19 protein-coding genes and 4 pseudogenes are annotated in these 22,658 nt (G+C 64.7%); 18 read left to right on the plus strand and 5 right to left on the minus strand.

Annotation, left to right across the window (positions count from 1 at the left end; translation table 11 throughout):
* Positions 1-44 precede the first annotated feature (44 nt).
* Together ACFQH2_RS01275 and ACFQH2_RS01280 are read left to right on the plus strand one after the other, a co-directional pair.
* Entirely contained in the window at positions 45-602 is a 558-nt protein-coding gene (locus tag ACFQH2_RS01275; protein WP_377076360.1) for an AIR synthase related protein, read from the plus strand.
* Positions 497-916: a hypothetical protein gene (locus ACFQH2_RS01280; RefSeq protein WP_377076957.1), complete on the plus strand. Its 420-nt coding sequence runs from the start codon at positions 497-499 to the stop codon at positions 914-916. The genes ACFQH2_RS01275 and ACFQH2_RS01280 overlap by 106 nt, the downstream gene beginning before the upstream one ends.
* Positions 917-935: 19 nt before the next feature.
* On the opposite strand, the gene ACFQH2_RS01285 is transcribed toward ACFQH2_RS01280, so the two are convergent.
* The 3 genes from ACFQH2_RS01285 to ACFQH2_RS01295 all read right to left on the minus strand — a co-directional run bounded on the left by ACFQH2_RS01285 (position 936) and on the right by ACFQH2_RS01295 (position 3,556).
* A complete protein-coding gene (locus ACFQH2_RS01285; RefSeq protein WP_377056070.1) occupies positions 936-2,057 on the minus strand; it encodes a site-2 protease family protein in 1,122 nt (373 codons plus the stop codon).
* 121 nt (positions 2,058-2,178) lie between these two features.
* The gene (locus ACFQH2_RS01290; RefSeq protein ID WP_377056072.1) at positions 2,179-2,439 is read right to left on the minus strand and encodes a DUF7123 family protein; all 261 of its coding nucleotides are present in this window, start codon (positions 2,437-2,439) and stop codon (positions 2,179-2,181) included.
* A 286-nt stretch (positions 2,440-2,725) separates the two neighbouring features.
* Entirely contained in the window at positions 2,726-3,556 is an 831-nt protein-coding gene (locus tag ACFQH2_RS01295) for a molybdopterin synthase (protein WP_377056074.1), read from the minus strand.
* A gap of 103 nt (positions 3,557-3,659) precedes the next feature.
* Here ACFQH2_RS01295 and ACFQH2_RS01300 point away from each other — a divergent pair, with 103 nt between their 5' ends.
* From ACFQH2_RS01300 to ACFQH2_RS01315, 4 genes and pseudogenes are all read left to right on the plus strand, one after another.
* Positions 3,660-5,081, plus strand: coding sequence for a hemolysin family protein (locus tag ACFQH2_RS01300; protein WP_377076361.1), 1,422 nt, complete (start codon positions 3,660-3,662; stop codon positions 5,079-5,081).
* A 28-nt stretch (positions 5,082-5,109) separates the two neighbouring features.
* A complete protein-coding gene (gene pyrH / locus ACFQH2_RS01305; protein ID WP_377056078.1) occupies positions 5,110-5,835 on the plus strand; it encodes a UMP kinase in 726 nt (241 codons plus the stop codon).
* Positions 5,832-7,534, plus strand: a pseudogene (gene lysS / locus ACFQH2_RS01310) (lysine--tRNA ligase). Before pyrH ends, lysS begins: the two are co-directional and overlap by 4 nt.
* 76 nt (positions 7,535-7,610) lie before the next feature.
* Complete coding sequence (locus tag ACFQH2_RS01315) at positions 7,611-9,401, plus strand: site-2 protease family protein (protein ID WP_377056082.1); 1,791 nt, start codon at positions 7,611-7,613, stop codon at positions 9,399-9,401.
* On the opposite strand, the gene ACFQH2_RS01320 is transcribed toward ACFQH2_RS01315, so the two are convergent.
* The gene (locus ACFQH2_RS01320; protein WP_377056084.1) at positions 9,402-9,902 is read right to left on the minus strand and encodes a 2'-5' RNA ligase family protein; all 501 of its coding nucleotides are present in this window, start codon (positions 9,900-9,902) and stop codon (positions 9,402-9,404) included. It lies immediately after the preceding gene.
* 41 nt (positions 9,903-9,943) lie between these two features.
* On the minus strand, positions 9,944-10,138 hold the full coding sequence (locus ACFQH2_RS01325; RefSeq protein ID WP_377056086.1) for a DUF7554 family protein: 195 nt from the start codon (positions 10,136-10,138) through the stop codon (positions 9,944-9,946).
* 94 nt (positions 10,139-10,232) lie between these two features.
* Here ACFQH2_RS01325 and ACFQH2_RS01330 point away from each other — a divergent pair, with 94 nt between their 5' ends.
* The 12 genes and pseudogenes from ACFQH2_RS01330 (at position 10,233) to argF (ending at position 22,640) form a co-directional block, all read left to right on the plus strand.
* Positions 10,233-11,285: a DUF4897 domain-containing protein gene (locus tag ACFQH2_RS01330; protein ID WP_377076362.1), complete on the plus strand. Its 1,053-nt coding sequence runs from the start codon at positions 10,233-10,235 to the stop codon at positions 11,283-11,285.
* 309 nt (positions 11,286-11,594) lie between these two features.
* Positions 11,595-12,419 carry a hypothetical protein gene (locus ACFQH2_RS01335; RefSeq protein ID WP_377056090.1) on the plus strand — a complete coding sequence of 275 codons (825 nt, stop codon included), beginning with the start codon at positions 11,595-11,597 and terminating at the stop codon, positions 12,417-12,419.
* Positions 12,420-12,436: 17 nt separating this feature from the next.
* Positions 12,437-13,135 carry a DUF7345 domain-containing protein gene (locus ACFQH2_RS01340; RefSeq protein WP_377056092.1) on the plus strand — a complete coding sequence of 233 codons (699 nt, stop codon included), beginning with the start codon at positions 12,437-12,439 and terminating at the stop codon, positions 13,133-13,135.
* Positions 13,136-13,496: 361 nt separating this feature from the next.
* Positions 13,497-14,702: an argininosuccinate synthase gene (locus tag ACFQH2_RS01345; protein WP_377056094.1), complete on the plus strand. Its 1,206-nt coding sequence runs from the start codon at positions 13,497-13,499 to the stop codon at positions 14,700-14,702.
* A 1-nt stretch (position 14,703) separates the two neighbouring features.
* A pseudogene (argH, locus tag ACFQH2_RS01350) lies at positions 14,704-16,262 on the plus strand (argininosuccinate lyase).
* A 170-nt stretch (positions 16,263-16,432) separates the two neighbouring features.
* Positions 16,433-16,597, plus strand: coding sequence for a lysine biosynthesis protein LysW (lysW, locus tag ACFQH2_RS01355; protein ID WP_377056098.1), 165 nt, complete (start codon positions 16,433-16,435; stop codon positions 16,595-16,597).
* Between the two features lie 40 nt (positions 16,598-16,637).
* Positions 16,638-17,521 (plus strand): annotated as a pseudogene (gene lysX / locus ACFQH2_RS01360) (lysine biosynthesis protein LysX).
* Positions 17,521-18,567 carry an N-acetyl-gamma-glutamyl-phosphate reductase gene (argC, locus tag ACFQH2_RS01365; RefSeq protein WP_377056102.1) on the plus strand — a complete coding sequence of 349 codons (1,047 nt, stop codon included), beginning with the start codon at positions 17,521-17,523 and terminating at the stop codon, positions 18,565-18,567. Before lysX ends, argC begins: the two are co-directional and overlap by 1 nt.
* 61 nt (positions 18,568-18,628) lie before the next feature.
* Positions 18,629-19,512 (plus strand): annotated as a pseudogene (locus ACFQH2_RS01370) (acetylglutamate/acetylaminoadipate kinase); the annotation flags it as partial.
* Between the two features lie 4 nt (positions 19,513-19,516).
* On the plus strand, positions 19,517-20,653 hold the full coding sequence (locus ACFQH2_RS01375; RefSeq protein WP_377056106.1) for an aspartate aminotransferase family protein: 1,137 nt from the start codon (positions 19,517-19,519) through the stop codon (positions 20,651-20,653).
* Positions 20,650-21,720: a [LysW]-lysine hydrolase gene (locus ACFQH2_RS01380; RefSeq protein WP_377056108.1), complete on the plus strand. Its 1,071-nt coding sequence runs from the start codon at positions 20,650-20,652 to the stop codon at positions 21,718-21,720. The genes ACFQH2_RS01375 and ACFQH2_RS01380 overlap by 4 nt, the downstream gene beginning before the upstream one ends.
* Positions 21,717-22,640, plus strand: a complete 924-nt coding sequence (gene argF / locus ACFQH2_RS01385) for an ornithine carbamoyltransferase (protein WP_377056110.1) — start codon at positions 21,717-21,719, stop codon at positions 22,638-22,640. Before ACFQH2_RS01380 ends, argF begins: the two co-directional genes overlap by 4 nt.
* Positions 22,641-22,658: the final 18 nt, after the last annotated feature.

Raw genomic sequence — 22,658 nt, forward strand, 5'->3', positions numbered from 1 at the left:
CGCCGACCGAGTCGCTTTTTTCGGTGCTCCCGAAAGGAGGGGACATGGACGAGCGCGCCGCGCTTTTGATGCTCGAAACGGAGCTAGACGCCGCCGGCGATGACGCCGCTGTCGTCGGCGAGCAGGTCATCACGACTGACATGCTCCACGAGCGAACCGACTTCCCCGAGGGGACCACCCGATACACCGCCGGTTGGCGCGCCGTCGGCGCATCGCTATCGGATGTCGCTGCGATGGGGGCTGAAGCAACGGCCGCCGTCGCCATCTACGCCGCCCCCGAGTTCGACCGTACGGAACTCGCCGAGTTCGTCGATGGGGCTCGCGACGTCTGCGAGTCGGTCGACGGGGCCTACGTCGGCGGCGACCTCGACGACCACGTCGAGTTCACCGTGGCGACGACGGCGGTCGGGGAACCGACGAGCCAGTGTTGCGAAGCGGGGCGCAACCGGGCGACGCAGTCTGTGTCACCGGTGCCCTCGGTCGGAGCGCGGCGGCCCTGGAGCAGTTTCGCGCCGGGGCGACCGACCGCGGAAACGAGCTATTCCAGTTCTCGCCTCGGGTCGCTGCCGGGCAGGCGGTCGCATCCGAGGCAACCGCGATGATGGACTCCAGCGACGGCCTCGCCCGGTCGCTCCACCAGCTATCCGAGGCGAGCGACTGCGGGTTCAGAAATAGAGTTCGACGCCGTGCCGGTCGCGGCGGCCGTCGACGAGGTCACGGACGGGGACGACGACTACCGGGAGGCGGCGCTCTTTTTGGCGAAGATTTCGAGCTAGTGTTTACCGTCCCCGAGGAGGCCGTCGACGACGTTGCCGAGCGCTCGCCGACCGCCGTTACCCGGATCGGGCGTGCTACGCGCGAGGGGATCCTGATGGACGGGGACCCGCTCGAAGACCGGGGCTACACCCACGGCTAAGCAGGGGATCGGCGGGACGTTACGTAATAACCTCGAACGGGACCGGCGTGAAACACAGCGCCGCGAGCAGGAACGCAAGCGCTCCGATAGCCATCCGCCGGGGGCCGATCGAGGATTCCGACAGCGGCTGTGCGGGGCCGACGACCACGAAAAAGAGCGCTATCAGCCCCCAGAACACCCAGATGAACGAGCCCGAAAAGCTCACGTCCGCGACGTAGTAGAGGTAGCCGGCAAGCCCGAACAGCGTCCATGGGACGAGCGCGGCGAGGTCCTCCATCCGCGTGCCGAACATGGCCCGGGAGATGTGGCCGCCGTCGAGTTGCCCGACCGGGATCATGTTCAGGAAGGTGATGAACATGCCAACCCAGCCGCCGATGACGACCGGATGAACGCTCCGGATGGGGTCGTTGGCGTACAGTGACTCTCCAAGGAGGGTTGCGAGCAGTTCCAGTAGCGGCGGATGGCCGAGCATGACCGTGATCCCCTCCTCGCTGGCCGCGATCTCGCTCGGAACGGTCAGGGGGTCGAGCGTGAGTCCGATCGCAGTAACGATGATCGTCGCGACAAGTCCGGCGAGAGGACCTGCAACCCCGATGTCGAACTGCGCGCGCCGGTCGGGGATCGGCCCGCTCATCTTGATTACCGCGCCCGCGGTGCCGATGATCGAGGGGATCGGGATGAAGTACGGTAACGTCGCCTCGACGCCGTGATACCGGCTCATAACGTAGTGGCCGAGTTCGTGGACCCCGAGCACGGTGAGCAGGGCGACGGTGAACGGCCAGGCGTCGATGATCGCGAGTATGCCGTTGCTCAGATCGATGTGGAACCAGAGCGCCCCGGCGATCAACGTGGAGACGATAGTCGCCAAAAGGAGGAAGACGTTCGTCCATGGGATCCCGTCGATCCCGTCGTCGACTGGCTCTGCGACGATGACGTCGGTCCGGCCCCGTCTGGTGAAGGTGATCCGATAGCCGGCATCGTTGAAAACGGGCCAGAGTTCGCGGAGCAGACTCTCGTAGGAAAGCAGTGGCGTGCCGTAGTACTCGATCCGGTCACCCTCGGTGCGGACCTCGTGGACGTGAAAGCGGCCGGTGAACACCTGTAGCGGTGGTCCGATATCGGGTGACTCCGTCGCGTGCATCTATCCCGATGTAATGCTCTCCACGGTTAAAGACTCCACGACGAGGGCTACGCTATCGACGAGTCGTCGCTAACTGTGCGGTAGTAGCAGCGAAAACGAGGAGGGCGGCAAAGAGGGATCTTCAGGCGGGTTCGACGCGCCAGGTCGTCGCGCTCGTGTACGACCACTTCTCGACTTCCAGATCCGTGCAGGAATCCCGGAGCTTGACCATCAGGGCGCCGATCTCTTTGGGCGAGAGACCGACCTCGTCCGCGATGAACTTCCCTTTGAAGTAAAGCTCGCCGTCTCTGGCTTTCTCCGCAAGGTACTGTCGGAGCGTCTCTTCCTTGCTGAGGTTAGCTTGCGGGTCATCGTCCGTGGAGGGCTGCGGTGTTGCACTCATTGATACCACCTGATTCTACCTAACCCGCCGGTATATGTTATAAAGAGAGGTTACTTCGATCCGTTTCGATCCGATTTGCAGATTTTTCCAGTAATCGTAGACGTTTTACGGCTATCATCAAAGCTTCAAAGCCGGTCCAAAATCTCCCAGACGTTTTAAAACCGGTTCTAAATCCGTATTTTGTTATTTCGTTTGAGTAATATACTATTAATTGATACGATGGGTGACGGGCGAACTGGCGGCGTAGACAGGCGACTCGCGGAGCGAAGTTGCCCTCGCGCGACGGCTAGTCGCGCTGGTGGACCCAGAACTCGTCGTCCACGGTGACCTCCTTCTTGAACAACGGCACCTCGTCTTTGAGCCGATTGATCCCGTCTTCGACGGTTCGGAACGCCTCCTCACGGTGCCCGGCCAGGACGACGACAAAGACGATATCTTCGCCGTACTCGATGAGTCCGGTTCGATGGTGCAACAGGACGTGCTGAACGCCCTCGCGGGCTTCGAGTTCCTCCTTGATCGTCGCCATCCGTTCGTCCGCGATACCCTCGTACTTCTCGAACTCCAGATACTCCGTCGGTTCGTCTTCGGGGTCGTCTTTCGCGCGGACGCGCCCGGTGAACGTAGCGATTGCCCCGGCCCGTTCGGCGGCAGGCGAGCGTTTCGCCCGTGCAACGAGCGATTCGAGCGACTCGAACGGTTCGTGGTCCTCGACGGCCGCAAGGACAGCAGAAACGTCGATAGCGTCGGCGTCGGCCCCCTCCGCGAGGACCGGTCCAGCGTGGTCCCGTCCGCCGAGGACGACCTGTGGCAGGTTGGCCCCGCTGTATCCCTCGACCACTGCGTAGTCGTACTCTGTCGACAGTTCGGTGAGCGTCTCATCGAGCGTTCGACTCGTTCCGGTGGCGAACCAGCCCTCGTCGTCGGTGATCCCGTAGGTCGCCTCCGCGCCGGCGGCCCGGTGGCGTGCCGTGTCCTTTCCGTCGGTATCTATCGCCGGCGCATGAGTCATCCGTTTGATCGTCGCGACGCTGCCGCGATCGCTCAGACGGTCGACGATCCGTTCGACGAGCGTGGTCTTCCCGGAGTCCGAGGGGCCGACAACGCCGAGTACGTGCATATCTCGAACCACGGCGGCGCGGGATTTGTAGGTTCTGGAGCGCTATCGAGAGTGACGAGCCATCGAGATGAAACTTTACGGCTGGGACCGATACGTTCAGGATATGTTTCCGTTCGTATCCGACCCGATTACTGTCGATCTACTGGCAACGGTGTTTGCGACCGCAGATGGCGGATCGATCGCGGCCAGTTCCGACCTGTTGTCACGAGAGGTAGTGACGGCGGCCGGCGTGGCCGCGATCCTCGTTCTGATCGGTCTCTCGGCGTTTTTCGCCTCCACTGAGATCGCTATTTTCTCGCTCGGAAACCACCGGGTGAGCGCGCTCGTCGAAGACGGCGTCCGCGGAGCGAAGACGCTGGAGGGGTTGAAATCGAAGCCACGACGCCTGCTGGTGACGATTCTCGTTGGGAACAATATCGCCAACATCGGAATGTCCTCGATCGCGACGGGTCTCCTCGGGATGTACTTCGAGGCCGGGCAGGCGGTCCTCATCGCAACGTTCGGGATTACATCGGTCGTCCTGCTGTTCGGCGAGAGTGCGCCCAAGTCCTACGCCGTCGAGAACAGCGAATCGTGGGCGCTGCGGATGGCCCGCCCGCTGAAACTCTCGGAGTACGTTCTGTTCCCCCTGATCGTCATCTTCGATAGGCTGACCCGAATCGTGAACAAGATGATGGGCAGTGCGGGAAACATCGAGAACGCCTACGTGACCCGATCGGAGATCGAAGACATGATCGAGACGGGCGAGCGCGAGGGAGTACTGGAGGCCGACGAACATCTTATGCTCCAGCGAATCCTCCGCTTCCGGAACCGGATCGCCAAGGAAGTGATGGTGCCGCGACTCGACGTCGTGGGAGTCTCCGCAGACGCGACCGTCGAGGAAGCGGTCGACGTGGCGATCGACAGTGGGTTCACACGGCTACCGGTGTACGAGGAAACGCTCGATGAGGTCGTTGGCGTCGTCGAGGTGAACGACCTCGTGGCTGCCGGCGGTGACAGCGAGGAGGTGACGGCGAGGGAGGTTGCGATAGAGCCATACATCGTCCCCGAGTCCAAAGACGTCGACGAGATCCTGACCGAACTCAGGGAGGACCGCCGCAGGCTTGCGATTGTCGTCGACGAGTTCGGGACGACAGCAGGAATCATCACTATCGAGGACATCGTCGAGGAGATCATCGGCGAGGTGCTCGGAAAGACCGAGCAGGTGCCGATCAGGTGGCTTGCCGAAGACGTCTTGCTGGTCCGCGGTGAGGTCAACGTTCACGAGGTCAACGACGCGCTGGATCTCGATCTCCCCGAGGGCGGCGAGTTCGAGTCGATCGCCGGCTTCGTGTTCGATCGGGCGGGCCGCCTCGTCGAAGAGGAGAGACCGTCACCCACGACGGGGTCAAACTGGTCGTCCAGACGGCTGAGAACAACCGGGTGCTCGAAGTTCGCGTCGAACTCCCGGAGGAGCGTTCGCCGGTCGAGGGTGACGAGGAGTAACACGCTGAACCCGTGGAACGTCGGACTTGGCAACCCTTAAGACTGCAACAGGGTTACGACGCGGTAGCATGAAAGTGGTCGTTTCTATCGGCGGGAGCGTACTCGCGCCGGATCTGGGGGCCGAACGGATCCGCGAGCACGCAGACGTCATCGAAGGACTGGTCGACGACGGTTGTACCGTGGGCGCGGTCGTCGGCGGCGGTACCGTCGCACGCGAGTACATCGGCACCGCGCGCGACCTCGGCGCGAACGAGATGAAACTCGACGAGATCGGTATCGACGTCACGCGACTGAACGCGCGATTGCTGATCTCCGCGCTCGGGCAGCAGGCCGTCCCATCGCCCGCAGAGACGTACGAGGAAGCAGGTGCAGCGATCAAGCGTGGCGACGTCTGCGTGATGGGTGGCGTCGCGGCGGCACAGACGACCGACGCCGTCAGCGCCGCCCTCGCCGAGTACGTCGACGCCGATCTGCTCGTCTACGCCACCAGCGTCCCCGGCGTCTACAGCGCCGATCCGAACGAGACTGACGACGCGACGAAACACGACCAGCTCTCGGCGGCGGAACTGGTCGACGTTATCGCGGGGATCGAAATGAACGCCGGCAGTTCGGCACCGGTCGACCTACTGGCCGCAAAAGTGATCGAACGCTCGGGGATTCGGACGATCGTTCTCGACGGCACGAAGCCGGAGCGTATCGCAGAGGCGGTCAGGTACGGCAACCACGACGGGACTGACGTGATCCCGGACGGTGTGGGCGACGAGCCGACCTACTGGGCCGATCAGGAACGATGAGCGAGGAACCGGACGAGGACCGGCCGGACCACGGCGTCCCCGCCGAGTACGATCCGTATCTCCTGCGAGAGGACGGCGGCGAGGGGACACAGCACGCGTTCTGGGCCGACCGGGTCGCCGACCATATCGAGGATCGAGAGCCGGACGACCCAGTCGTCATCAAGGGCGGCATCTCACCCTCGGGCATCCCGCATCTGGGGAACGCCAACGAAATCGTGCTGGGCTACTTCGTCGCGGAGGTGCTCCGCGAGCGCGGCTACGAGGTTCGGCAACTGTTCACGACCGACGACCGCGATCCGCTTCGCGGGCTTCCGCGAAAGCTTGCGGATCTAGACGGCCAGATCGTCGGCCTCGGCGATATCGACGCCGGCGCGCTCGGGCGGAATCTGGGCAAACCCTACACCGACATTCCCGACCCCTTCGGCTGCTGTGACTCCTACGGCGACCACTTCTCGACGCTGATCGCAGCGATTGCGGACGATCTGGACGTGCCGATCGAACTCGTCTCGAACACGGACTGCTACGAGGACGGCCGCTTCGAGGCCGCGACCGAGTTCGTGCTGGAGAACCGCGAGACGGCGCGTGACGTCCTCGCCGAGTACCAGAACAAAGTCGACGAGGACTACGTCCCATTTAACCCCATCTGTGAGGAGTGCGGGAAGGTCACCGAAACCGTCACCGACGTCGACGTCGAGGCCGGCACCGTCTCCTACCGCTGTACGGACATGGAGGCCGGCGATCAGACGATCGACGGCTGTGGCCACGAGGGGACGGCTGCCTGCGCGAGGGGAAACTCCCCTGGCGCTTCGAGTGGGTCGCACAGTGGCGCGAACTGGGCGTCGACTTCGAGCCGTTCGGCAAGGACCATGCCGAGGGCTCGTGGCCCAGCGGCGTCGATATCGCGCTGAACGTCTTCGACGTCGAACCGCCGGTACCGATGGTCTACGAGTGGTTCACCCTCGACGGCGAACCGTTCTCCTCGTCGGCCGGGAACGTCGTGATGGTTCCCGAGGTGCTCGAACTGATCGAACCCGAGGTGCTCCGCTACTTCTTCGCCAGGGACCCGACCCGCTCGCGGGACTTCTCGATCCCACGGCTCGACCAACTCGTCGACGAGTTCGACCGCCTCGAAGCGATCTACTACGGCGAACAGGAGCCAGGCGAGGACGCCGACAAGGCGTTCGCCGACCGGGTCTACCCGTTCCTCGTCGACGGCGAGCCAGCCGACGAACGGCCGATCCGGATCCCGTTCCGCTTTGCCGCAGTACTCGGGATGACCGAGGACCCCGCGCTTCGCGAGGAAATCGCGAGGCGAGAGGGCCACATCCCCGACGACGCCGACGAGGATGTCGTCGCGGATGCGCTCTCGCGGGTCGAGCAGGCCCGCCGCTGGGCGCGCCGGACCGACAACGCCTACAACTACGAACTCAAGCGCGAGTCCATGCCCGACGTCGAGTTCGACGCGAACACCGAGGCGGCGCTCGACGAACTCGCCGACTTCATCGAGACCCACGACGACCCCGAGGCGATCCAGGGCGAGATCTACGAGATCGCACGCCGACACGACGTCGACGTCGGTGACTTTTTCGCCGCCGGCTATCGGCTGTTCTTCGATCAGGAGGAGGGACCGAAGCTCGGCACCTTCCTCGCAAAGCTCGACGAGGCGTTCGTGCTGGACCGACTCCGGCGCGAGCGGTAGTCGGTGCGACGGCAGACCAGTAGCGGGTTTCATCCAAACCAAACGCATATCCGAACGCCACCCCGAGAATACTCCAATGAATACGCTGATCTGGGTCGCCACCGGGGTCCTCGGCTACTGGATCCTCGTGAGTGTGGCGAACCAGCGCGGGTGGTTACCCGAGTACGTCAGCACACAGGGTCCGATCACAACCATCCACACGGAGCGGGGCAAAGCGTTCCTCGACCGCCTGGCGCAGCGGGAACGGTTCTGGCGGGCCTGGGCGAACCTCGGGCTGGGTATCGCGCTGGTCGTCATGGTTGGAGCGTTTCTGATGCTCGGCCTCTCGGCAGTCCTGGCGCTGTCCTCGCCACAGCCGAGTCAGGTGACACAGCCGAGAAACGTTCTCGCCATCCCCGGCGTCAACGACTTCCTGCCGCTGTCGATGGCACCCGAGATCATCTTCGGGCTGGTCGTCGGTCTCGTCGTCCACGAGGGAGGCCACGGACTGCTCTGTCGCGTCGAGGACATCGACATCAAATCGATGGGCGTGGCGCTGCTGGCGATCATCCCCATGGGCGCGTTCGTCGAACCCGAAGAGGAAAGCCAGCGGAACGCGAGTCGTGGCGGCCGGACGCGGATGTTCGCCGCGGGCGTGACGAACAACTTCGTGCTCTCGGTGTTCGTCTTCGCGTTGCTGTTCGGCCCGGTCGCGGGCGCGATGGCCGTCGCACCCGGCGCCTCGATAGCCGGACCGGTCCCGAGTTCCGGGGCCGAAGCCGCGGGGATCGACCGGGGCGACCGAATTACGGCGATAGACGGCGAACCGATCGAGACCAACAGCGACCTCGAAGCGACGCTCGACGAGACCGACCAGAGCGCGGTGACGGTCGAACTCAACGGCGAGGAGGAGACGACGATAGAGCGATCACTGGTGGTCGATGGCGTCACACAGGGCGGTCCTGACAACGTCGATATCGGTGACCGGATCACCGCCGTCGGTGGCGAGAGCGTCGTCACGCAGGACGAACTGCAGACGGCACTCGCAGCCGAGGAGGTAGTAACGGTGACGCTCGAACGGGACGGTGCGGAGGAGACCGCGACGATGGCGACGGGGACGCTCGTCGTCGTATCCGAGGGCGGCCCGCTCGACGAAGCGGGTCTCGAACCGGAGAGCAACACCGTCATCACCCAGATTGCCGGTGAACGCACCGTGACCGGCGAGGACCTGCGAGACGTCATGGCCGAGCAGTCTCCGGGCGAGGCCGCAGAGGTGGTGACGTACGACGGTGACGAGCGAACGACCCACCAGGTAACGTTCGTGGAAGCCGACGACGGTCGCGCGCTCGTCGGCGCGGCATCGGTCGCGCCGGGCGTGAACGGGATCACGACCGACGACTGGGGGCTGCAGTACTACCCGGCAGGGAGCTATCTCGAAATCCTCGGCGGCGAGTCGGACGGGGAACCGACGGTCGACCCCGGAGTAACCGACTCCTTCATTGGCAAGACGTTGCTCGTGCTGTTCCTGCCCGTCGCCGCAATCGTCGGGTCGGGGGTGTTCCCCGAGAGCTTCGCCGGCTTCACGGGAGAGTTGATGAACTTCTACGTCCTCGAGGGGCCGCTCGCGGTCTTCGGGCCCGGCGTGTTCGTCCTCGCAAACGTGCTGTTCTGGGTCGGGTGGATCAACATCCAGCTCGGCTTTTTCAACTGCATTCCGGCATTCCCGCTGGACGGCGGGCACATCCTGCGCACCAGCACCGAGGCAGTGGTCTCGCGGCTACCGATCGAGGGCTCCTACCAGCTGACGAAAACCGTGACCACGACCATCGGGTTGACGATGTTGCTCAGCCTGTTGGTCGTCATCTTCGGGCCGCGGCTACTGGCGTAGTCAGGCCGGAAGCGAAATCGTTCTCGCCGCTTCCTCGTTGATCGCATCCCATAGCCGAAGCTCAGTGATCGTCCACGTGATCGGTTCGATCTCTCGCTCCGCGAACGCGCGGGCGGCCGCGACGTCGCCCCCGCCGCGCGCAAGCGTAACGTGCATGGCGTAATCCTCACCTTCGAGGCCGTCGATGGCTCCGAACTCCTCGACTAGCTGGTCGTGGAGTCGCGCCATCCCGGGCGATTCGACGGTGAGGTAGACGACTGGGCTGGAACCTCGAGGAGGCTGCTCGAAGTAATCGATCCCGGTGATCCGCGCTTCGACGGTCGGCGCACCCTGCAGTTCGCGGCGCACCCGCTCGGCGAGGTGGGTGAACTCGTCGTCGCCGAGCCGTTTGAGCAGCACCGAATGGTGCTCACGGATCGACTCGAAGCCGACGAGTTGGGGGAACAGGTCGGCCGCGAGCGCGGCGACGCGACCGGGAACCGGGGCGTTGAGACTGTACACTGGGAGCAACTACCGGAGCCAGCAAAATGAGCGTATCGAACTCAAAGCCGGTCGAGCAGCCAGAGCACGATCAGAGCGGCGATACCGAGCAGGATGACGGGCTGGAGGAAGCCAAAGAGGCTCGCAAGCCCGCCGATCAGCATCGAGAGGAGTTCGAGCACCAGTACGACGATGAGTAGCGCGAGTGCAATACGGAGGAGGGTCTCGACTTCGACATTGCCACGGGGATCGTTCATGCAACAGCCATTGCCCCCGATGTTTCAAAAACGCATTGGCCGGTCGGAAGAGAGCAACAAGGCTTTAGCGATCAGGGTGAGAACGTCGGGAAGAATGGATCCGAGCGAGCGCACGACAGGACGGCGGATCGTCGCCGTCGGTATCGCAGTACTGCTGGTAACGACGCTCGTAGCCGGGAGTCTCGCCGCTGGCGCAGCAGCGGACCAGCGGAGTCAGTCGATCCAGCAGGACGGAACCCAGGCACCCGTCGCTCAGGAGGAGTTCGATGCCGACGACGTTCGGCTGACCGTCGACGTCGACGACGAGGGCACAGCAACGTGGACTGTCGAGTACTGGAAACGCCTCGACGACGACGAGAGCACGACCGCCTTCGAGTCGATCGAGACTGACGTCGAGGAGAACCCACAGGAGTACGTCGACGAGTTCGCCGCGTCGATGGACGGTACCGTGGCGTCCGCCACGAACAGCACGGGCAGGGAGATGGCAGCAAACGACTACACCGTCAGCACGAGATCGGAGTCGATCCCGCAGGAGTACGGCGTGTTGACCTACAGTTTCGAGTGGAGCGGCTTCGCCGCTGTCGACGGTGAGCGACTGGAGATCGGCGACGCTATCTCCGGGTTCTTCCTCGACGACCAGACGCGACTCGTCGTCGCCTGGCCGGGAGAGTACGAACTCGTCGACGTGCAACCCGAACCCACCGAGACGCGAGAGGGCTCCGTCCTCTGGCAGGGCTCCCAGACCTCGTTCGTCGGCGACGAACCACGTGTGGTCGTCAGCACGGATCCCGGCGCTGCCGATGCACTCGGGGAGGAGAGCGGTCTGCCGCTAGCCCCTGGGTGCAGGACTCACCGGAGCGGTGCTGGTCGTGATTCTCTGGTTCCTCTACACCCGCGGGCTCTCGGACAAGGGCGGCGACGGTACGAGTGCGGCGGACAACGCGGCGAGCGATGCAGGGACAGTAGAGCAGAGACAACCGACTCCAGCCGCGGCCGCGGAGTCCGATCCCGCAGCGGCGGGCCAACAGGCCGCTGTGCCCGACGATGCCGATGCGCCCGACGCCGACGCCGACGAGAGCCCCCTCGGAGCTACTCAGTAACGAGGAACGGGTTGTTCGACTGCTGGAACAACACGGCGGACGGCTGAAACAACAGCAGGTCGTCGGCGAACTGGAGTGGACCGACGCGAAGACGAGTCAGGTGATCGGCGCGCTGCGCGAGGAGGGAACGGTCGAGACGTTCCGGATCGGCCGCGAGAACGTCGTCCGGCTTCCGGAAGAGGGCGAGGAAGGTAGCTTATAAACCCCACGTCGTTTCGCACCCCGAAATCGTGGCGACATTCAGGAATCGCACGACGAGGCGGGGTTACAATCCGCATTAATCCGGCTTAACGGTCGGCAATCGTGGCTGAGCGTCTGTACTTTATATACTGTACCGGCTGCAAGAGGGGAGTGTAATGAGACGCACTGTAGCCGCACTCGTGGCGCTTGCCGTGGTGGTGTCCATGGTTGCCGCCGCGCCCATGGCCGTCGCAGGACAGGCGTTCGCACAGGACGACGAGAACGACGACGACGAGAACGGTGTCGAGCCGGGCGAGCAGTTCGCGGGGGTCGTAGCCGTACACGAATCCGAGTTCGAGGGTGAGATGAGCGAGCGGACCTTCGGCGTGAAGATGGCCCAGTCCGCGAACGCCTCGGCACAGGGTGAGATCGTCGGTGAACAGGTCAAAGACGTCGAGCAGCGGCTCGACGACCTCGACGAGCGCGTCGCGGAACTCGAAGAGCAACGCGCTAAGGGCGAGATCACCGAGGGGCGGTATCAGGCCGAGATGGCCGTCGTCGCCTCCGAGCGACAGACCGCCGCGAACCTCGCGACACAGAGCGAGGCGAGCGCCCAGGGCCTCGATGCTGAAATCCTGACAGCAAACGGAATCAACGTCACCGCGATCATGACCCTCCAGGAGCGCGCGAACGAACTCGGTGGTCCCGCAGTCGCCGAGGCCGCACAGACCATCGCAGGCGGGAACGGCCCCGCTGACGCCGGACCGCGCGTCGAGATCGGTGCCGGGGCTGACGGCAAGGTCGGCGTCGACATTCCCGGCCTGAACAACGAGAGCGACGACGACGAGAACCGCTCGGAAGCAAGCGCCGATGCAGGCGCCGACGCCGGCACGGATGACACCCAGGTCGACGCCGAGATGAATACCGACGTCGACACGACTGACGACGGCAAAACGACGGTCGACGGAGAGACCGAAACCGAAGCCGGAGCGGATCACTGATCAACGTTTCAGTACCGATGATTTCCAATCGTGCGATAGCGACGGTGCTCGCAGGACTCGTGGTGTGTAGCCTCGCCGTGACGCCGGTCGCGGCAGCACACTCTCCGGAACCGTCTCTGGTGATCGACGTCGACGAGACGGGTGACGCACAGGTCACGCTAACGACGACCTACGACCTCGACAGCGAGGAAGAGGCCGCCGCGTTCGAGTCGGTGCAGGACGACGAGGAGACACAGACCGAGATACTCGATGGGTTCGCCATGGACCTGCAGTCCGTCGCCGACGCCGCCAGCAAGCGCACCGAGCGGCCGATGGTGGTCACCCGCGAGGACGTGACGACCGAGCGCCAGGACGACGTTGGCGTGCTGAGAGTGACGGTGCAGTGGACCAATCTCGCGGCGATAGAGGGAGATCAGCTCGTCGTCACCGAACCGTTCGCCAGCGGATACGAGACGGACCGCCCGCTAAGCATCGTCGCCCCCGACGGCTTTATTCTGGCTGACGCGATGCCGACGCCCGACGACGAAGGCGACGGGACGGCGACGTGGGCCGCTGGGACCGCACTGGACGGCTTCGAGGTCAGCATAGAAGCGCCCGATGGTGAAATCGAGGCGAGTGCGGGCGACGCCACCGACGACAGTCTCCCCGGCTTCGGGGTCGTCTCGGCGGCGCTTGCCGCACTCGTCGGGGGCGCACTGGTCGCACGCCGGAGGTAACTGTCGGAGCGGGCTACCCCAGCAGTGACAGGGAACAGCAGCAGCGAGACGGCCGCTAGCCTTCGTTTTCCGGCGAAAACACGGAAGTTTTTAATACTCAGAGTGGGGTAGCTACACTCAACATGGAGACGACTGCTACGGGGACGAGTTCTGAACCCCCGAGAGCGGTGCGTCTCCACTCGCTTCTTTCGGTCGGCGGCGGCGGGGCCCTCTCAGGCCCACTACCACTTCCCCCACCGACTACACGAACTACAACAAACAGTAGAGAACAGATTATAGCTCTTATAGACATCTCTGCGATTTTTATTCAGTAATAGAAAGAAAGGATTTAATACCGTCCGAAGGCTGGCTTCGAGTACAAATGGAACGTGTGGCCCTCGCATTTTCGGGCGGACTCGACACGACAGTCTGTGTCGGACTGCTCGAAGAGGAGTACGGATACGACGAAGTAATCGGCGTCACCGTCGACGTCGGACAGCCAGCCGAAGAGTTCGAAGAGGCCGAAGAGACCGCCGAGGCGCTCGGCGTCGAGACGTACGTCGTCGACGCCCGAGAGGAGTTCGCCGAGCTCTGTCTGGACTCGCTGAAAGCGAACGCAACCTATCAGGGCTATCCGCTCGGGACCGCGCTGGCGCGACCCGTCATCGCGAACGCGATTCTCGACACTGCAATCGAACAGGACTGCGATGCCGTTGCACACGGCTGTACCGGAAAAGGGAACGATCAGCTACGGTTCGAGGCCGTCTGGCGCGACTCGGAACTGGACGTGATCGCCCCTGTCCGCGAACTCGAACTCACCCGCGAGTGGGAGATGCAGTACGCCGAAGACCACGACCTCCCCGTCCAGAGCGGTAACGACGGCGACTGGTCGATCGACACCAACCTCTGGAGTCGCTCGGTCGAGGGCGCGAACCTGGAGAAACCGAACTACGTCCCGCCGGAGGACATCTACGACTGGACCGATGCGCCGGGCACCGCCGGCGACGCCGACATCGTCGAGATCGAGTTCGAGGACGGCGAACCGGTCGCCGTCGACGGCGAGGAGTACGGCCCCGTCGAACTGATCGAGCACCTCAACGAGCGTGCGGGCGCGTACGGTATCGGCCGCACGGACATGATGGAAGACCGCATGCTCGGTCTCAAAGTCCGCGAAAACTACGAGCATCCCGCCGCGACAGTGCTGCTCAACGCCCACGAGGCACTGGAGGGACTCGTCCTGACCCAGGAAGAACGCGAAGCCAAGCAGGGCATCGACCAGCAGTGGTCGAAAAAGGCCTACCAGGGCCTGATCGACGCCCCGCTCGTCGACGCGCTCGAAGGGTTCATCGAGAAGACCCAGTCCCGCGTCACCGGCACGGCAACGATCAAACTCGAAGGTGGGAGCGCCCGCCCGGTCGGCCGCGAGAGCGAGTATGCCGCCTACTCCGAGGAGGCCGCCTCGTTCAACACCGAGACGATTCAGGGCCAGGGGATCACCCAGAAGGACGCCACCGGCGTCGCCAAGTACCACGGCTACCAGGGCCGCCTGGCAAACGCCGTCACCGAGCAGGTCGACGGGGACGAGTGAGATGACCGAGGAGAGAGACCCCAGTTCCGATGTAGTCCGGCGCGACCGCTTCAGCGGCGGCCCCGCCCGGGAGTTCCTCTCCTCGATGGACGCGGACACGCGCATCTTCGCGGCCGATATCGCAGTCGACCGCGCACACGTCGTCATGCTGGCCGAGCAGGACGTCATCGAGGACGACATCGCCGGCGAGATGCTCGCGGCGCTGGGCGATATCGAAGCCGCGGGCCACGACGCCCTGCCGGAGGGTGAGGACGTCCACGCCGCGATCGAGACCGCCGTGATCGAGCGCGTCGGGCGGGACGGCGGCAAAATGCACACCGCGCGCTCGCGCAACGACGAGGTGGCGACCTGTATCCGCTACCAGTTGCGCGAGGACCTGCTCGACGCCGTCGAGGCAACTGTCGCGCTGCGCGAGCAGTTACTGGAGACCGCAAGCCAGCATACGGAGACGATCATGCCCGGCTACACGCATCTCCAGCCTGCACAGCCGACGACCGTCGCCCACTGGCTCTGTTCGTACGAGCAAGCGATCGCACGTGATACCGAACGCCTGCTCGATGCCTACGAGCGCGTGAACCGTTCGCCCCTGGGCGCGGCGGCCTTCGCCGGGACGACGTTCGACATCGACCGCGAGCGCACTGCAGCGCTTCTCGGCTTCGGGGGCGTCCCAGCGAGCGGAGCGAGTGAGGGCCCGGTAGCGCATCGCTCGACCGGTGTCGTCGAGAACTCGATGGACGCCTCCTCGGCGCGTGATTTCCTGCTCGAAAGCGTGACCGCGCTGGCCACCCACACCACCACCCTTTCGGGACTCGCCGAGGACGTCATCGTCTTCGCCAATCGCGGCTTCGTCGAGCTATCGGACGATTACGCTTCGACGTCTTCGATCATGCCCCAGAAGAAGAACCCGGACACGCTCGAACTCGTTCGCGCGACTGCGGGCGAGGCGGCGGCCGGAGTCAACGGCCTGTTGACGACGCTCAAAGGGCTACCACGCGCATACAACCGCGATCTGCAGTCCGCGACGCCCTATGCATGGGAGACCGTCGACGCCGTGCTCGACGCGACCGACGTGGTCGGCGGGGCCGTCGCCACGGCCGAGTGGCCCGAAGACGTGCTCGCCGACGCCGCTGGCGAGGGCTTCTCGACGGCGACCGGCGTTGCCGACCTGCTGGCCGCCCACGGGCTTCCGTTCTGAACGGCCCACGAGGTCGTCGCGGTCGCCGCGGAGGAGATCGAAACACGAGACACCGACCAGTCGGACGAAGACGGCCGGCAAGAGGGTAAAACCGATCTCGACGCCGTCGACGCCGCGGCACGCGAGGTGCTCGACGACCCCGTTTCAGAGTACGTCGACCCCGAAGCGGTCGAGGCCGCGCTCGATCCGGTCGAAAGCGTTGCCTCCCGTGATTCGATGGGGGGCCGGCGGCCACAGCGGTCGCGGCCTACCTCGACGAGGCCGATGGACGGGTCGACGCCGATCAGGAGACACTCGCCGACCGCAGAGAGAATCTCGAAACCGCACGCGACCAGCTCGATACCGCGGTGAGCGACTATGTGTGAGCCACCCGAGAGACGGCGATCCCCGCCCGGGGAAACATATATAATTTGATACTGGATCAGCAAAAACTCTGCAAACTCTGTTTTTGGACCGTTAGCTTGCAGTGTGCGTATTTCTTTTCTCTGATAAGTTCGCAGGATTTAAGTAGGTATAGGAACGAGAGAGGAGTACAATGGTAGAATGCGTCGAATGCGGGGCGGAGGTCTCCCTGCACGACAGCCTCGAAGTCGGAGAGATCATCGATTGTACCACCTGCGGCGCGGAACTGGAAGTGATCGACGTCGAACCACCCGAACTCGACAAGGCCCCAGAGCTCGAAGAGGACTGGGGCGAGTAATGACGGCAGGAGCGGTGAGCACGCCCACGAGGATTCCTCTATGAAAGTCGGATTACTCTACTCCCGGATCAGGAAAGACGAGAAACTGCTACTCGAAGAGCTACGCGACCGCGACCACGAGGTCGCAAAGATCGACGTGCGCAAACAACGCTTTTCGATCCGGGAGCCGCCGGAAGCGTTCGAGGGCGTCGACATCGTACTCGACCGCTGTCTGGCGACGAGCCGGAGTCGCTACGCCACGCAGTTCTGTGATGCGTACGACATCCCGGTCGTCAACAGCGCCGAGACCGCCGAGATCTGTGCCGACAAGGTGAAAAACAGCCTCGCGCTCGAACGGGCGGGGATCCCTACACCGAACACCGAGGTCGCGTTTACCAAGGAGTCGGCCATGGAGATCATCGAGTCCTTCGGCTACCCCTGCGTGATCAAGCCGGTTATCGGCTCGTGGGGACGCCTGATGGCCAAGATCGACTCCCGCAGCGCGGCCGAAGCCGTGCTCGAACACAAGGCGACGCTCGGCCACTACGAGCACAAGGTGTTCTACGTGCAGGAGTTCGTCGACAAGCCCGGCCGGGACATCCGCGTACTGGCTGTCGACGGTGAACCCGTCGGCGCGATGGTCCGCTCGTCGGAGCACTGGCTGACCAACGCCGCGAAGGGTGCCGAAACCGACGCCTTCGAGCAGATGACGAGGCGCGAGCGCTCGTCAAAGAGGCCAGTGACGCCGTCGGCGGCGGCCTCCTCGGCGTCGACCTGATGGAGACGGGGGTGTCCCAGGACGACGATGCACCCGAAGCGGGTGGCTACACCGTCCACGAGGTCAACCACACCGTCGAGTTCAAGGCACTGAACGACGCCACCGAGATCGACGTGACGGGCGAAGTCGTCGACTGGCTCGAATCGAAGGTCGAGGTGACTGCGTGATGGCCGACCTGACCGCGGGCGTCGTCGGCGCGAGCGGCTTCACCGGCGGCGAACTGCTTCGCCTGCTGGCGAGCCATCCGAATTTCGACATCGCACAGGCGACAAGCCGGAGCTACGACGGCAAGTCCGTCGGCTCCGTGCATCCGAACCTCCGCGGGACGCACCCGGAGCTGCGCTTTTCCGATCCCGAGGAGCTAGCGACCGTCGACGTGCTGTTCACGGCGACGCCCCACGGCGTCTCGATGGAGCAGATCGACCGGTTTCAGGACGCGGCCGACACCGTCGTCGACCTCTCGGCTGACTTCCGCCTGGATACCGAAGCGGCCTACGACGAATGGTACGACGGGCACTCCCGGCCGGAACTGCTCGAAGGATCGGTCTACGCGCTCCCGGAGATTACGCGCGATGAGCTACCGGGCGCTGATCTGATCGCCTCCGGCGGCTGTAACGCCACGGCGACGATTCTGGGCCTGCATCCGCTGATCGAGGCGGGCGTCCTCGACGGCTCCGAACAGGTCGTCGTCGACGTGAAGGTCGGCTCCTCGGAAGGCGGTGCGGGCGGCGGCGACGCCTCCTCGCATCCCGAGCGCTCGGGCGTCGTCCGCCCGTACGCGCCGACCGGCCACCGCCACGAGGCCGAGATCGAGTCGTTCCTCGGACTGGACGTCTCCTTTACCTGCCACGCGGTGGACATGGTACGCGGCGCGTCGGCAACTGCCCACGTCTTCCCGAACGGACCAGTCTCGAAAGGCGACCTCTGGAAGGCCTACCGCGGCGCGTACGAGGACGAACCGTTCATGCGCATGGCCGCGGGCGGGAGCGGCGTCTACCGGTATCCCGAACCGAAAGCCGTCGCCGGCACGAACTACGGCGAGGTCGGCTTCGAACTCGACCCCTCGAACGAGCGCATCGTCGTCTTCTCGGCTATCGACAACATGATGAAGGGTTCTGCCGGGCAGGCCGTCCACGCCACCAACGTCGCGCTGGGACTCGACGAAACGGCCGGACTGGAGTTCCAGGGGCTCCACCCCATTGGATCGCCGTAGCGGCCGTGAACCGTCAACTTTTGATACCGACACACACTGAATACATGCAACAGGGATTCTCATGACAACTGTCGTCAAGATCGGTGGAGCGCGTGCCGTCGACCCGGCAGGTGCACTCGCCGACGTCGCGAAGCTGGTTGAACAGGATGAACAGGTAGTCGTCGTCCACGGTGGCTCGACCGCCGTCGACGACACGCTGAGGAACTCGGCGAGGAGCCGACGTACGTCGAGACACCGGGCGGCGTCGTCGGGCGGTTTACCGACGAACGCACCATGGAAGTGTTCGAGATGGTGCTCCCCGGACGGCTCAACACCGATCTGACCGCCGGCCTGCAGAACCAGGGCGTCGACGCAGTCGGCCTTTCGGGCGTCGACGGCGGACTCATCACGGGCCCCCGGAAGTCCGCGGTTCGAGTCGTCGAAGACGGCACGAAGAAAATCAAGCGCGGCGACCACTCCGGAAAGATCACCGACGTCAACGCCGGTCTGCTGGAGACACTACTTGGCGACGGCTACACACCCGTCGTGACGGTACCGATGCTCGGCGAAGAGAGCGTGGAACGCAGTTCCGCGGAGAGCGGCGATGAGCCGCGATCAAAGCGGTTCACGCCGGTCAATGCCGACGCGGACCGCGCCGCGGCCGCAGTGGCCGGCGCGCTCGACGCAACGCTGGTCGTCCTCACCGACGTCCCCGGCATTCTCGCCGACCCCGACGACGAGTCGACCCTGATCGAGCGGGCGACCGACCCGGCGGGACTCGAAGGCATCGAGGAGGCCGCAGAAGGGTTCATGACGAAGAAGGTCATGGCCGCGAAGGAAGCCCTTGCTGGCGGCGCACGCGAGGTCGTCGTCGCCGACGCCAACGTCGATGCGCCGATCAGCGACGCTATCGACGGCGGCGGGACACACATCACGGCCGACGCACTGGCCGAGACCGCGGAGGAGAGTCATGAGTGGCTTCGTCTTCAACGAGAAGCCGATCCAGATCGAGCGCGGCGAGGGCGCGTATCTCTACGACGACAGCGGGACCGAGTATCTCGATATGGGTGCCAGCTACGCCTGCGTCCCGCTCGGGCACAGCCACACGACCGTCGACGACGCCGTCCACGAGCAGGTCGACGATCTGACCTACGTGCAGGCGTCCTATCCGGTGCAGAGCCGGACCGATCTCTACGAGCTACTGGCCGAGACGGCACCGAAGACCGTCGACAACGTGTGGCTCTGTAACTCCGGCACCGAGGCCAACGAGGCCGCGCTGAAGTTCGCCCGATCGGCGACGGGGAACTCGAAGATCGTGGCCACGATGCAGGGCTTTCACGGTCGGACGATGGGCGCGCTGGCGACGACCTGGAAGAACAAGTACAAGACGCCGTACGAGCCGTTGATCGGCGACGTGGAGTTCGTCCCGTACAACGACGGCGATGCGATGGCCGAGGCGGTCGACGAGGACACTGCCGCCGTGATCGCCGAGCCGATTCAGGGCGAGGGCGGCATCAACCCGGCCACGAAGGAGTTCCTCCAGACCACCCGCGTCGAGACGGCGACGAACGGCGCGGCCCTGATCTTCGACGAGGTACAGACCGGGATGGGACGGACCGGATCGCTGTGGGCCGCGAACGGGAGCGACGTCGTCCCCGACATGATCACCAGCGCGAAGGGGTTGGGCAACGGGCTTCCCATCGGCGCAACGCTGTGTCGCGACTGGATCGCCGAGGACTACGGCTCGCACGCCTCGACGTTCAGCGGCGGTCCCGTCATCAGCGCCGCCGCCGAAGCGACGGTCTCGACCATCGTCGACGAGGAGATACCGGCCCACGCCCACGAAATCGGGCGCTATCTCCGCGAAGAGATCGAGGCCGAACTCGGCGACGTCGTCCGCGACGTCCGCGGCGAGGGACTGATGATCGGCATCGAAGTCAAGCGCGGATCGAACCGGCTACTGAAGCAACTCGCGCTGAACCACGGGATCCTCGCGCTACCCGCCGGGCGGTCGGTCCTGCGGCTACTCCCGCCGCTGACGATCGACCGCGAGCACGCGGATCAGGTCGTGGATGCGCTGGTCGACATACTGGGTGAGAACGAATGACGGCGACAGTCGAGACCAGCGCGGACAGCGAGGCCCGCGACCTGCTCGTCGATCTGGTGAGCATCCCCTCGCCGACCGACGAGGAGCGCGAGGCCGCCGAGCGACTGGCGACGTTCTTCGAGGCGCACGACCGCGAAGTCTGGATTGACGAGATCGGAAACGTGCGCGCGCCGGCCAACGACTCGGTGTTACTCACGTCACACATCGACACCGTCCCGGGCGACATCCCGGTACGGATCGAAGAGGGCGACGACGGCAAGATGCTGTGGGGGCGCGGCAGCGTCGACGCGACCGGCCCGCTCGCCGCAATGGCGGTCGCGGCCGTCGAGACCGGCGTCAGTTTCGTCGGCGTCGTCGGCGAGGAGGTCGACTCCCGCGGCTCTCGGTTCGTGATCGACGACCGCGATCGCGTGCCGGACGTTGTCATCAACGGTGAGCCCAGCGGCTGGGACGGTATCACGCTCGGTTACCGCGGACTGCTCGCCGGCACCTACGTCGCGACGAGCGAGTCCGGACACACTTCCCGCCCGGAGAACAACGCCGTCCAGGACGCTATCGCCTGGTGGTCGAACGTCGAGAGCGAGTTCGAGGCCGACGACTGGGAGCCCGTCTTCGAGCGAGTCACGCCGAAACCGACGAGTATGAACGGCGGTCTCACCGACGACGGCCTGTCCGTCGAGGCGACGATGGATGTCCAGCTCCGGATCCCGCCGGACCTGACAGTCGAGGAGGTCCGCGAGATCGCGGACGGCTACCTCGACGGGATGGGCTCGGTCCACTGGAAGGACAAGGTCGAACCGGTGATGGAGAGCTCGCGGACCGAGGTGGCTCGCGCGTTCCGCGTCGCCATCCGGGAGAGCGGCGGCGATCCGCGCCTGCTCAGAAAGACCGGGACGAGCGACATGAACGTCTTCGCTGACCACTGGGACAGTCCGATCGTCACCTACGGGCCCGGTGACTCGGATCTCGACCACGCGCCGAACGAGCACCTGTCGCTGGCGGAGTACGACCGCTCGATCGAGGTGCTCGAATCGGTTACGGAACGACTCATAGGTGAACACGAATGAGCGAGAGTCCACGACACTTCCTCGACGTAGACGACCTGACACGCACAGAACTGGAGACCGTCCTCGACGTCGCCAGCGAGTACAAATCCGAGTTCGCGGACGGCGTCACACACGACGACTTCGACCAGCGCACGCTCGGGATGGTGTTCCAGAAGCCAAGCACGCGGACCCGAGTCTCCTTCGAGACCGGGATGACCCAACTGGGAGGCCACGCCGTCTTCCTCGGCGAAAGCGACATCCAACTCGGGCGGGGCGAACCGCTCAAGGACACCTCGCGCGCACTCTCACGATACGTCGACCTGCTGATGGCCCGCGTGTTCAACCACGCCAACATCGAAGAGCTGGCCAGCTACGCCGACGTCCCGGTGATCAACGGGCTGACCGACGACGCCCACCCCTGCCAGACGCTCGCGGACCTGCTGACGATCCGCGAGCACAGGGGCGATCTGAACGACGTCTCGGCGGCATGGGTCGGCGACGGCAACAACGTCGCCCAGTCATTCGCACTCGGCTGTGCGCTCACCGGCGTCGACCTCACCATCGCCACGCCCGAGGGGTACGGTATCGACGAGGACGTCGTCGAGCGCGCCGCAGACCTCGGCGGCGAGCCGACAGTCACGACTGACCCGGTCGAGGCAGTTGCGAACGCCGACGTCGTCTACACTGACGTCTGGATCAGCATGGGCCAGGAGGACGAGCGAGACGTCCGGATGGACGACTTCGACGGGTTCCAGTTGAGCGACGAACTGCTGGCCGATGCCGACGACCCCATCGTGATGCACTGTCTGCCGGCCCATCGCGGGGAAGAGGTCACTGACGACGTCATCGAGAGCGACAGTGCGGTCGTCTGGGATCAGGCGGAGAACCGGCTACACGCGCAGAAGGGACTGATGGTCTGGCTGGACGAGCAAGCCGAGTGAACAAAGTCCCGGGATCGG

This window comes from Natronoarchaeum sp. GCM10025703, from assembly GCF_042661985.1.
In the GTDB taxonomy this organism is placed as follows: domain Archaea; phylum Halobacteriota; class Halobacteria; order Halobacteriales; family Natronoarchaeaceae; genus Natranaeroarchaeum.